This window comes from Terrabacter terrae (assembly GCF_039529575.1).
In the GTDB taxonomy this organism is placed as follows: Bacteria; Actinomycetota; Actinomycetes; order Actinomycetales; family Dermatophilaceae; genus Terrabacter; species Terrabacter terrae.
Genome location: NZ_BAAANB010000003.1, coordinates 242,633 through 254,793, shown reverse-complemented (window position 1 = coordinate 254,793; position 12,161 = coordinate 242,633). Strand labels below are relative to the sequence as shown.

9 protein-coding genes are annotated in these 12,161 nt (G+C 71.6%); 6 read left to right on the top strand and 3 right to left on the bottom strand.

Annotated elements, in window-relative coordinates:
• Positions 1–17: 17 nt before the first annotated feature.
• Positions 18–1,463, bottom strand: coding sequence for a MocR-like transcription factor YczR (yczR, locus tag ABD194_RS06530; protein ID WP_343989234.1), 1,446 nt, complete (start codon positions 1,461–1,463; stop codon positions 18–20).
• Positions 1,464–1,524: 61 nt separating this feature from the next.
• On the opposite strand from yczR, the gene yczE reads away from it, so the two are divergent.
• Positions 1,525–2,241, top strand: a complete 717-nt coding sequence (yczE, locus tag ABD194_RS06525) for a membrane protein YczE (RefSeq protein ID WP_343989232.1) — start codon at positions 1,525–1,527, stop codon at positions 2,239–2,241.
• A gap of 4 nt (positions 2,242–2,245) precedes the next feature.
• On the opposite strand, the gene ABD194_RS06520 is transcribed toward yczE, so the two are convergent.
• Positions 2,246–2,743 carry a 2'-5' RNA ligase family protein gene (locus tag ABD194_RS06520; protein WP_343989230.1) on the bottom strand — a complete coding sequence of 166 codons (498 nt, stop codon included), beginning with the start codon at positions 2,741–2,743 and terminating at the stop codon, positions 2,246–2,248.
• 45 nt (positions 2,744–2,788) lie between these two features.
• On the bottom strand, positions 2,789–3,430 hold the full coding sequence (locus ABD194_RS06515; RefSeq protein WP_343989228.1) for a TetR/AcrR family transcriptional regulator: 642 nt from the start codon (positions 3,428–3,430) through the stop codon (positions 2,789–2,791).
• 99 nt (positions 3,431–3,529) lie between these two features.
• Between ABD194_RS06515 and ABD194_RS06510 the strand changes: the two genes are divergently transcribed.
• The 5 genes from ABD194_RS06510 (at position 3,530) to treZ (ending at position 12,137) form a co-directional block, all read left to right on the top strand.
• Positions 3,530–4,675, top strand: coding sequence for an acyl-CoA dehydrogenase family protein (locus tag ABD194_RS06510; RefSeq protein WP_343989226.1), 1,146 nt, complete (start codon positions 3,530–3,532; stop codon positions 4,673–4,675).
• On the top strand, positions 4,675–5,451 hold the full coding sequence (locus ABD194_RS06505; RefSeq protein WP_343989223.1) for an SDR family oxidoreductase: 777 nt from the start codon (positions 4,675–4,677) through the stop codon (positions 5,449–5,451). The genes ABD194_RS06510 and ABD194_RS06505 overlap by 1 nt, the downstream gene beginning before the upstream one ends.
• 275 nt (positions 5,452–5,726) lie before the next feature.
• Positions 5,727–7,898: a glycogen debranching protein GlgX gene (glgX, locus tag ABD194_RS06500; protein WP_343989221.1), complete on the top strand. Its 2,172-nt coding sequence runs from the start codon at positions 5,727–5,729 to the stop codon at positions 7,896–7,898.
• The gene (gene treY, locus ABD194_RS06495; RefSeq protein ID WP_343989219.1) at positions 7,895–10,327 is read left to right on the top strand and encodes a malto-oligosyltrehalose synthase; all 2,433 of its coding nucleotides are present in this window, start codon (positions 7,895–7,897) and stop codon (positions 10,325–10,327) included. Before glgX ends, treY begins: the two co-directional genes overlap by 4 nt.
• A complete protein-coding gene (gene treZ, locus ABD194_RS06490) occupies positions 10,317–12,137 on the top strand; it encodes a malto-oligosyltrehalose trehalohydrolase (protein WP_343989217.1) in 1,821 nt (606 codons plus the stop codon). Before treY ends, treZ begins: the two co-directional genes overlap by 11 nt.
• Positions 12,138–12,161: the final 24 nt, after the last annotated feature.

The window sequence follows — 12,161 nt, the reverse complement described above, 5'->3', positions numbered from 1 at the left end:
CAGCCGGATCCGGGCCGTCAGGCGATGAGGGGAGTGACCTCGCGCGCCGTCGGTCGTTCGCGCAGCGCGAGCTGCCAGGCCTGTGCAAGGCGGCGCCCCACCTCGTCCGCCTGGTCGGGTGCCGCGCAGAACGGCACCCGCAACCACCGGTCGAGGCCGCCCGCCACGCCGAACTGTCCTCCACGGGCCAGGCGCACCCCGGCGGTCTCAGCCACGCGGGCGAGCTGGTCGCCGCGGGCCTCGGGGAGCTCGCACCACAGGTTCAACCCTCCGGTGGGCACGGAGAAGCGCCAGTCGGGCAGGTGCCGCTGCAGGGTTGCGGCGAGCGCGTCACGCCGGGCCCGGGCCTCGCGGCGCCGCTCGACGAGCAGGGCCTCTCCCTGCTCGATGAGATCGGCGACGACGAGCTGTTCCAGGATCGCCGTCCCGAGGTCCAGGCTGTGGCGGGCCTCGATGACGGACTCGGCGCCACCCACCGGGGCGCGCACCCAGCCGACCCGCAGGCCGCCCCACCACGTCTTGCCCGCGCTGCCCAGGGTGTGGGTCTCGCGGGCCGAGAGGGCGAAGGGCTCCGGCCGTCGGTTCCGCGCCTCCTCGTCGAGGTCCAGCTCGACGAACGTCTCGTCGACGACCGGCACGGCGCCCACGCGACCGAGCGCCGCGCCGAGGGCCGCTCTCGTCGCGTCGTCCATGACGAGTCCGGTCGGGTTCTGGTGGTCGGGGATGAGGTATGCCGCGCGGGCGCCGCTCTGGCGCACCGCCAACTCGATCCCTTCAACGTCCCAGCCCGTCGGCGTCAGCTGTGCGGCGACGGCGCGGTACGCCGAGCGTCGCACTCCCACAATGGCATTCGGGTAGGTCGGGCTCTCGACGACGACTCGGTCGCCGACCTCCAGGTGAGCCCTGAGGACGGCGGACAGCCCACCATGGGCCCCGGACGTGACGACGACCTGGTCCGGCGAGGTCGGCAGCCCCCGGCCCTCGAACCACCCGGCGACGGCCCGCCGGGTCTCGGGCAGCCCGCGCGGGTCGTAGCCGGCCGTGGCGAGGAAACGCGGCAGTTCCGCGAGGGCGCGCTCGTAGGCCGCGGTGACGCCGGCTGCCGCCGGGAGGGCGGCATGCGTCAGGTCGATGACATCGGGCGGCACGTCGGTGGGGATGAGGCCGGCCTGCGAGAGCGCGAGCCCGGAGGGCCCCGCAGGCAGGCAGACGACGCTGCCGGAGCCGCGACGGGTCGAGACGAAGCCCTCGTCGCGCAGCGCGTCGAGGGCGGCACCGACGGTGGTGCGGCTCAGGCCCAGCTCGGTCGTCAGCGTGCGCTCGCTCGGGAGGCGGGTGCCGACGAGGAGCCTGCCGTCGCACACGAGCCGGCGGACGGCGTCGGCGAGCGACCGGTAGGCGGGGCGGGGCAGGGGACCTGACCCCAGGAGCAGGGCCAGTGACCGGGCCGAGATCGTGCGCATACGGTCCACCGTCGCACAACTGGCCCTCAAAACAAGGTCCACTCCGCTGCACACTGGTCCCATGAGACGTCACGTCCCCCTGGCCAACCTCACCCCCCGTCAGCAGCTGCGCGCCGGCCGGCTGCCCCGGCGGGTGGTGCAGCTGCTCGTCGGCCTGGTCCTCTACGGGGTCTCGATGTCGATGATGATCCGGTCGACGCTGGGCCTCGACCCGTGGGACGTGTTCCACGCCGGGATCGCCACGCACGTGCCGCTCAGCTTCGGCCAGGTGACGATCATCGTGGGGGCGCTGGTGCTGCTCCTGTGGGTGCCGCTGCGGCAGTGGCCCGGCCTCGGCACCGTGGCCAACGTCGTCGTGATCGGCCTCGCGGCGGACGCCGGGCTCTCCCTCATCGACCCGCCCCGGGCGGTGTGGGCGCGGGCGCTCCTGCTGGTCTCCGGGATCGTCCTCAACGGCGTGGCCGGCGGTCTCTACATCGGCAGCCAGCTCGGACCCGGACCGCGCGACGGGCTGATGACCGGCCTCGCCCGCCGCTCCGGCCTCTCGATCCGACTCGTCCGCACCAGCATCGAGGTCGCCGTGCTGGCCGTGGGCTGGCTGCTCGGCGGTCCCGTCGGCCTGGGCACCGTCGCGTATGCCGTGTCGATCGGGCCGCTCGTCCAGTTCTTCCTGCCGCGGCTGACCGTCGACCTCGACGCGTCGAGCGTGGGGACTCCTGAGGGCCGGGATGCGCTGCCGGCGACCCCGCCGTGCACGCTCGGGTCCGCGACGAGCTGAGCGCTCAGGAGCCGAGGCGCCAGGAGTGCAGCACCCGGCACCTGCCCGGCTCGTACCAGGCGAGGTCCAGGCGTTCGGCCCGGCAGCGCGCCGGGACGAAGGAGTCCACCAGCGTCCGCGTCGACTCCTCGGTCACCTCGTCGGAGAGCGCGTCGAGCGTCAGGTGCGGGACCACGTCGGCGAAGGCGCCGGCATAGGGCGGACACTGCGGGAAGGCGTGCCACAGCCTTTCGGTGAGGGCCGCGAAGGGGGCCGGGGACTCGGGGAGCAGGTGGACGATGCCGTTGGGGAAGGTGTCGACGGTTGCCAGCGTGAAGTCGAACGGCTCGGTCGTGGCAGCGATGGCGCCCACCTCGGAGAGGGCCGCGTGCGTGAGCGCGTCGAGGTCGAGGAAGGGGCCGAGTGCCGTGACGTGCGCGTGCGTGAAGCATGGGTCGGCAGAGGCGTAGTCCGCGTCGTAGTGCCGCGTGCGGGCGAGCACGAAGGGTTCGAGCTGCGGCACGGGGACCTGGAGCACCGAGTGCCCGGCGACGCCTGGCGACACCGGTCAGTGACCGGCGCCCACGAGCCGGAGCGCCAGCATGGCGTTCGTGGCGCCGATCTCGGCTGGGCTGCGACGGATGGTGGGGGAGTACCACCGCGCCACGTCCACGACGATCGAGAGCAGGGCCAGGGCGGTGGCGGCGCTGCCCGCGCTCTCGGCCATGGAGAAGGTGCCGTCGGCCACGCCCCGCTCGAGGATCGTCTGCACGAGCCCGTCCATCTCCTTGCGCAGTGCCAGGACGTCGGCGTGGTGCTCAGGTGTCAGGTGGTGGTGCTCGTACTGGACGACGCGGGCGACCTGGTACTGCTCGACGTGCCACTCGGAGAAGCGCGCCATGACGTTGGAGAGCTGCTCGGCGGGTGTGTCCCCGTCGGCGATGGCAGAGCGCAGCAGGCGCAGGGCCGACTCGTGGCCGCTGCGGCTCAGGGCGAAGAGCAGCTCTTCCTTGGACCCGAAATGGACGTAGACGCCGGCCGGGGAGAGGCCGGCGCCGGACGCGATGTCGCGGGTCGTCGTGGCATGGAACCCCTTGTCGGCGAACGCCTGCGCCGCGGCCTGCAGGAGCCGCTCGACCGTCGACGCGTCGGGGTCCGAGGTGCGGCCGGCAGGCGGGGTCGTGCGCGGGGTCGAGGTGGGCTGTCGCACGTTGACAGCATGCCGCAGGGGAGGGACACTAAGCAAGCGCTTAGTTACCGGCGGGTACCCAGCGCGCCGCACCCGTCAGCACGCCCGATGGAGGACCCGATGCCCCGCAACATCTACGACGAGGACCACGAGGCGATGCGCGCGTCGGCGCGCGAGTTCGTCGCCCGCACGCTCGCACCGCGCGCCGAGGAGATGATCTCGGGCAAGTCCATCCCGCGCGACATCTGGCTCGAGGCCGGCAAGCAGGGCTTCTTCGGCCTCGACATCCCCGAGGAGTACGGCGGCGCCGGCGTCGACGACTACCGCTTCAACGCGGTCGTCGCGGAGGAGATGTCGCGCTTCAACGCGGCCACCAGCTCGTGCTTCGGCATCCACTCCGACGTCTGCCCGCCGTACATCGTCGACCTCGGCACCGAGGAGCAGAAGCAGCGCTGGCTGCCCGGCATGGCCAGCGGCGAGCTGATCTGCGCCATCGCCATGACCGAGCCGTCCGGTGGCTCCGACCTCGCGGCCCTGAAGACCACCGCGGTCCGCGACGGCGACAGCTGGATCCTCAACGGCTCCAAGACCTTCATCACCAACGGCTACCAGGCCGACCTCGTCATCGTCGCCGCCCGCACCGACCCGTCCAAGGGCGCCAAGGGCATCACCCTGCTCATGATCGAGCGCGGCATGGAGGGCTTCGTCAACGGCCGCAAGCTCGACAAGGTCGGCATGGACGAGTCCGACACCGCCGAGCTGTTCTTCGAGAACGTCCGCGTGCCCGACGAGAACCGCCTCGGCCCGGAGGGCATGGGCTTCATCTCGATGATGCAGCGCCTGCCGCAGGAGCGCGTCGGTGCTGCCGTGTCCAACGTGGCGCACGCCAAGGCGATCCTCGAGGAGACCATCCAGTACGCCAAGGACCGCAAGGCATTCGGCCAGCCGATCGGCGCCTTCCAGCACAACAAGTTCCTGATGGCCGAGCTCGTCACCAAGATCGAGGTCGCCGAGGCCTACGTCGACGACTGCGTCGCCGCGCACGCGGAGGGCAAGCTCTCCGCCGTCGACGCGGCCAAGGCGAAGTGGTGGAGCTCGCAGGTGCAGAACGACGTGCTGGACCACTGCGTCCAGCTGCACGGCGGCTACGGCTTCATGAACGAGTACCGCGTGGCCCGCGCCTGGCGTGACGCCCGCGTCACGAAGATCTGGGCCGGCTCCAACGAGATCATGAAGGAGCTCATCGGCCGGGACCTCGGCTTCTGATGGGGGCTCAGGGCAGCGGCGGACGCCACGAGGGTGCCGTCGCCATCATCACGGGCGCCAGCCGCGGCATCGGGCTCGGGATCGCCCAGCGCCTCGTCGACGAGGGGGCGCGGGTCGTCATCACGGCCCGCAAGTCCGAGGCGCTCGCCGAGGCCGTCGACCAGCTCGGCGGCCCCGAGCACGCGATGGGCATCGCCGGCAACGCGGCCGACGAGGCGCACCAGGACGAGGTGATCGCGGCAGCGCGTGAGGCGTTCGGTGGCCTGCACCTGCTCGTCAACAACACCGGCATCAACCCGGTCTACGGCCCGATGCTCGACTCCGGTCTCGACATCGCGCGCAAGGTGCTCGACGTCAACGTCGTGGCCGCCTTCTCGTGGATCAAGAAGGCGGTCGGGGCGGGCCTCGGGGACGCAGACCACCCGGGCGCCGTCGTCAACCTCGCCTCGGTCGCGGGCCAGGGCGCGAGTGGTGTCATCGGCTGGTACGGCGTGTCCAAGGCCGCCCTCATCCACCTGACGACCGAGCTCGGCTACGAGCTGGGCCCCGACGTGCGCGTCAACGCCGTCGCGCCTGCGGTCGTCAAGACGAAGTTCGCCGAGGCGCTCTACGAGGGGCGCGAGGAGAAGGTCGTCCGCGCGTACCCGATGAAGCGACTCGGGCTCCCGGAGGACGTGGCGGGCGCGGTCAGCTTCCTCCTGAGCGACGACGCGTCCTGGGTCACCGGGCAGACGCTGACGATCGACGGCGGCGTGACGTTGGGCGGCGCGCTCTAGCCGGGCGCGGCGCGGCGGCAGACATGGCTGCGTCCGTGTCTCCCGCCCGCCGCCATCGGGTACTGGGGACACGGACGCTCGAATCGAGCAGCGTCTTCCCGGCCGGGTGCGGTCGGCGCCTCGCCTCGGCGGCGCGCCGGCCGGCATGCGGCACGTCTTGCACCCCACCGGTCACGACAGGGAAGAATGCGCTGTGCGGCCAGGGTCGTCCGCCTGTCGCCACGCGCCGTGGCGCCGCGGCCCCGCGCCGCGACCGAACGACGAAAAGAAGGTCCATGGAGATCTGGCCCGGCAACCCCTACCCCCTCGGAGCGACGTACGACGGCTTCGGCGTCAACTTCGCCCTCTTCTCGGAGGTCGCCGAGCGCGTCCAGCTGTGCCTGCTCGACGACAACCTCCAGGAGACCTGCCTGGACCTGCCGGAGGTGGACGGTTTCGTCTGGCACGGCTACGTGCCCTACATCCAGCCCGGTCAGCGCTACGGCTTCCGGGTGCACGGGCCCTACGACCCCGAGAACGGCCATCGGTGCAACCCGAGCAAGCTGCTGCTCGACCCCTATGCCAAGGCCATCGAGGGCCAGGCCGAGAACGACCAGTCGCTCTACTCGTACACCTTCGGTGACGAGGACGCCGCGACGACGACCGAGATCAACACCGACGACAGCGTGCGGCACACGATGCACTCCGTCGTCACCAACCCGTTCTTCGACTGGGGCGACGACCGCCCGCCGCGGCACCAGTACCACGAGAGCGTCATCTACGAGGCCCACGTCAAGGGCCTGACGATGCTCCACCCCGAGGTTCCGGAGGAGATCCGGGGGACCTACGCCGGCATCGCGCACCCCGCGATGATCAGCCACCTGCGCGACCTCGGCATCACGGCCATCGAGCTCATGCCGGTGCACCAGTTCGTGCAGGACGCGCCCCTCGTCGACCGGGGGCTGTCGAACTACTGGGGCTACAACACGATCGGCTTCCTCGCTCCGCACAACGCGTATGCCGCCAACGGCCAGCGCGGGCAGCAGGTCCTCGAGTTCAAGGCCATGGTCAAGGCCCTGCACGAGGCCGACATCGAGGTCATCCTCGACGTCGTCTACAACCACACGGCCGAGGGCAACCACATGGGCCCGACGCTGTCGTTCCGCGGCATCGACAACGCCAACTACTACCGGCTCGTCGACGGGGACTTGGCGCACTACTACGACACCACCGGCACCGGCAACAGCCTGCTGATGCGCAGCCCCCACGTGCTGCAGCTCATCATGGACTCGTTGCGCTACTGGGTCACCGACATGCACGTCGACGGCTTCCGCTTCGACCTCGCGGCGACGCTGGCCCGCCAGTTCCACGAGGTCGACAAGCTGTCGGCCTTCTTCGACCTGGTGCAGCAGGACCCCGTGGTGAGCCAGGTGAAGCTCATCGCCGAGCCGTGGGACGTCGGTGAGGGCGGCTACCAGGTGGGCGGCTTCCCGCCCCTGTGGACCGAGTGGAACGGCAAGTACCGCGACACCGTGCGCGACTTCTGGCGCGGCGAGGGAGGGGCCCTGGCGGAGTTCGCCTCACGGTTCACCGGCTCCAGCGACCTCTACGAACACTCCGGACGCAAGCCGATCGCCTCGATCAACTTCGTGACGGCCCACGACGGCTTCACGCTGCGCGACCTCGTCTCCTACAACGACAAGCACAACGAGGCGAACGGCGAGGGCAACAACGACGGCGAGAGCCACAACCGCTCGTGGAACTGCGGCGTCGAGGGGCCGAGCGACGACCCCGCGATCCGCGACCTGCGGCTGCGCCAGCAGCGCAACTTCCTGACCACGCTGCTCTTCTCCCAGGGGGTGCCGATGCTGCTGCACGGCGACGAGCTGGGGCGCACGCAGGGCGGCAACAACAACGGCTACTGCCAGGACAACGACATCTCGTGGATCCAGTGGATGCTCGACGAGGACGACCAGAGGCTGCTGGCCTTCACGCAGTCGCTGGTCCGGCTGCGTCGTGAGCACCCGGTGTTCCGCCGCCGTCGCTTCTTCGCGGGCAGCGCCGACCACGGCGGGGAGAGCCCGCTCGGCGACATCGCCTGGCTGACGCCCGAGGCCCAGCACATGGACGACGAGGCGTGGAGCGACGGCATGGCCAAGTCGCTCATGGTCTTCCTCAACGGCTCCGCGATCCCCGAGCCGGACCCCCGTGGGCAGCAGATCCTCGACGACTCGTTCCTCGTGATGTTCAACGCCCACCACGAGCCGCTGACCTTCACCCTCCCCGACGAGGAGTACGGCGCTGCGTGGGTGCCGGTCATCGACACCGCGCTGCACGAGGTGGAGGACACCAAGCTCGAGCCGACGTGGCAGATCCAGGTCCAGCCGCGCAGCATCGTCGTGCTGAGGTGTCCGCGCGAGACCGGCTCCCCGATCGTGCCCGGCCTCAGTGAGGAGCTCACCGCGTGAGGTATGCCAGCGCCCCCGTCTCGACGCACCGGCTCCAGCTCGAGCCCGACTTCACCCTGGAGGACGCACTCGCGCAGGTGGACCACCTGGCGAACCTGGGGGTGACGCACCTCTACCTCTCGCCGGTGCTGCAGGCCGCGTCGGGCTCCAAGCACGGCTACGACGTCGTCGACCACTCCCGGGTGGCGCAGGGCCTCGGCGGCGACGCCGCCTTCGCCCGCCTCGTGGAGGCCGCGCACGCGGCCGGGCTCGGCCTCGTCGTCGACGTCGTGCCCAACCACATGACCACGCCGACGCCGCTCTCGCTCAACCGGCCGCTGTGGTCGGTGCTGCGCGAGGGCCGGCAGTCGGCATACGCCTCGTGGTTCGACGTCGACTGGGACGCCCAGGACGGGCGCATCCTCATGCCCGTGCTCGGATCCTCGCTGGAGGAGGTCCTCGCCGCCGGCGAGCTCTGCATCGGCGAGCACGAGGGGGAGCCGGTCGTGCAGTACTACGACCACGTCTTCCCGCTCGCGCCCGGGACCGACCCGGGTATGCCGCTCGGCGAGCTCCTGGAGGCCCAGCACTACCGGCTGGCCTCGTGGACCGTCGGCGACTCCGAGCTGAACTACCGCCGCTTCTTCGACGTCACCTCCCTCATCGCGGTGCGCGTGGAGGACCCCGACGTGTTCGACGCGACGCACCAGGTGCTCGTCGACGGCATCCGGTCGGGTGCCATCGACGGCCTGCGGATCGACCACCCCGACGGTCTCGCGGACCCCGAGGGCTACCTCGGCCGGCTCGCGAGCGCCACCGACGAGAGCTGGGTCGTCGTCGAGAAGATCCTCGAGGGCGAGGAGCAGCTGCCGCAGACGTGGCGCACGGCCGGCACCACCGGCTACGACGCGCTCCTGCGGGTCGGCGGTCTCTTCCTCGACCCGTCGGGGGCCCAGCCGCTGGAGCAGCTGTCCGCCGAGGTGCTCGGCGAGGCCCAGGACCTTGAAGCGATCGTCACCGAGTCCAAGCGCTGGGTCGTGCAGGTCATGCTCGCGACCGAGGTGAGCCGCCTGCTGCGCCTGGTGTCCCGCGCCCGCCCAGAGCTCGACCCGGACGCGGTCCGGCCCGTGCTCGAGGCGATGCTCGTCGGGATGGACCGCTACCGCGTCTACCTGCGCCCGGGCACGCCGGCCGGCGTGCAGGACGCCGAGGAGCTTCGGGCGGCCGCGCAGCGCGGCGAGCGCAGCGCGTCCGGTCCCCTCGACGCGGCTGTCGCGGAGGCGGTCCTGGACCTGGCGCTCGGACAGGCCGAGCCCGTCGACCAGGCGGCCGCCGACGAGTTCCTCGTGCGGTTCCAGCAGACGTGCGGTCCTGCCATGGCCAAGGCCATCGAGGACACCGCCTACTACCGCTACGTGCGGCTCGTCGCGCTCAACGAGGTCGGCGGCGACCCGACTCTGGTGGGCCTGTCGACGGAGGACTTCCACCAGTTCGCGTCGCGGCTGCACGAGACGTGGCCGCAGGCCATGACGACCCTGTCGACGCACGACACGAAGCGGGCCGAGGACGTCCGCGCCCGGCTCTTCGTCCTCGCCGAGCGACCGGAGGCGTGGGCCGAGTGGGTCCGGCGGGCTCGAGAGCTGTCGCACGGCTTCCGCGCCGACGAGCTCGACGGGCTCACCGAGTACTTCCTGTGGCAGACCGTCGTCGGCGCGTGGCCGATCGACGAGGAGCGGCTGCAGGCCTACGCCCTCAAGGCGATCCGCGAGTCCAAGCTCCACACGCGGTGGACCGAGCCGAACGAGGCCTACGAGGCGGCCGTGGAGCGGTTCGTCACCGGCGTCGTGACCGCGCCTCAGGTGGTGCGCCACGTCGAGGCCTGGCTCGAGCGCACCGCCGTGGAGGCCCGGGCCAACGTGCTGGGCCAGAAGCTCGTGCAGCTGACGATGCCCGGGATCCCCGACGTCTACCAGGGCACCGACCTGGTCGACCTGTCCCTCGTCGACCCGGACAACCGACGGCTCGTCGACTACGGCGAGCGGCGCGACCGGCTGGCGCGGCTCGACGGCGGGGCTGCCCCGTCCGACCTGCACGACGAGAAGCTGCTGCTCACGGCGGCGGCCCTGCGCACCCGTCGGGACCGTCCCGAGGCCTTCACCGGCGCCCAGGCGACCTACGTCCCGCTCGGGTCGACGTCTCCGCATGCAGTCGCCTTCGGCCGGGGCACGACCGACGGCGTCGACGTCGTCACGGTGGTGACCCGCCTCGCCGGCAGGCTGCAGGACGCCGGCGGCTTCGGCGACGCGACCGTGGACCTGCCAGAGGGCCCGTGGACCGACGCGCTCACGGGTGCATCCGTGGACGGGGGCTCCCAGAAGCTGGCAGGCCTCGTCGGCGAGGGGCTGCCCGTGGCCCTGCTCGTCCGGGTACGGGCCCGGCATGACTCCTGACACGCTGAGCGTCTGGGCCCCGAACGCCTCTCACGTCGACGTCCTCGTCACCCCCGTCGAGGGGCATGGCGCGGAGCCCACGACGGCCCCGGAGCGCCACGCCATGACTGCCGGGGACGGCGGGTGGTGGACGTGGCGGCGTCCCGACGACACCACGCTGGACTACTCGTTCAGCGTCGACGGCGGTGACCCGCGACCGGATCCCCGGGCCGCGTGGCTGCCGCACGGCGTCCACGGCGCCGCCCGCACCTTCGACGCCACGGCCCACTCGTGGAGCGACGAGGACTGGCGCGGCACCCGTGAGGGCCGCGGGGTGCCCGGCGGTGTCGTCTACGAGCTGCACATCGGCACCTTCACCGCCGAGGGCACCTTCGACGCGGCCATCGCGCACCTCAAGCACCTCGTGGACCTCGGGGTCGACGTCGTCGAGGTCATGCCGGTCGCTGCTTTCGGGGGCACTCACGGCTGGGGCTACGACGGGGTGGCGCCGTATGCCGTGCAGCACGCCTACGGGGGCCCGGCGGCGTTCCAGCGTTTCGTCGAGGCCTGCCACCACCAGGGTCTCGGTGTCTGCCTCGACGTCGTCTACAACCACCTCGGGCCCACGGGCAACTACCTCGCCGAGTTCGGCCCCTACTTCACGGACACCCACACCACGCCCTGGGGCCCCGCGGTCAACCTCGACGCCGAGGGCAGCCACGAGGTGCGGCGCTGGGTGCTCGACAACGCCCTTCGCTGGTTCCGCGACTTCCACGTCGACGCCCTGCGTCTCGACGCCGTCCACGAGCTGCGCGACGAGTCGCAGCCGCATATCCTGGCGCAGCTGTCCGACGAGACGGCTTCTCTGGCAGAGCAGCTCGGTCGGCCACTCGACCTCATCGCCGAGAGCGACCTCAACGACGCGGTGATGGTCACCCCGACGAGCGAGGGCGGCCGAGGCATGACGGCCCAGTGGGATGACGACATCCACCATGCCCTGCACGTGGCCCTCACCGGTGAGACGCAGGGCTACTACGCCGACTTCGCCGGGGGCACCGAGGCGTGGCCCGAGGGTGGCCCGCTGTCGGTGCTGGCCAAGACCTTGAGTGACGCCTTCCTGCACGACGGGCGGGTGTCGACCTTCCGCGGTCAGGTGTGGGGCGCGCCCGTCGACCAGGCGGCCCGCTCGGGCCACCAGTTCCTCGCCTACCTGCAGACGCACGACCAGGTGGGCAACCGCGCCACGGGCGACCGCATCAGCGACCAGATCTCGCCGGGGCAGCAGGCCGTCGGCGCGGCGCTCTACCTGCTGTCACCGTTCACGGCCATGGTGTTCATGGGCGAGGAGTGGCGGGCCAGCACCCCTTTCGCGTTCTTCACCTCCTTCGAGGAGGAGTGGCTGGCCGAGGCGGTGCGCTCCGGCCGGCGCGCCGAGTTCGCGGCCCACGGCTGGAACGAGGCCGACGTGCCCGACCCGCAGGACCCTGCGACGCGGGCGCACAGCGTGCTCGACTGGCGCGAGCCCTACGCGCCGGGCCACAACGAGATGCTGCACTTCTACCGGCAGCTGATCCGCGTGCGCCGCACGCAGCCGGATGTCGCGTCCGGTGACCTGCAGGCCACCTCCGTCACGTTCGACGAGGACGCCCGCTGGATCATCCTGTCCCGCGGCGCCGTCCACGTGGTGGCCAACCTCGCCGGACGCTCCCAGGTCGTGCCGTTCGCCGGCGAGGTCGAGCACGTGCTGGCGTCCTGGGGCCGCGCGCCGATCGTCGACGCCGAGGGAGTGCGCCTCGACGGGCACGACGTCGCGGTGCTTCGCACGAGCTGATCGTCGGTGGTCGGCAGTCGCGGA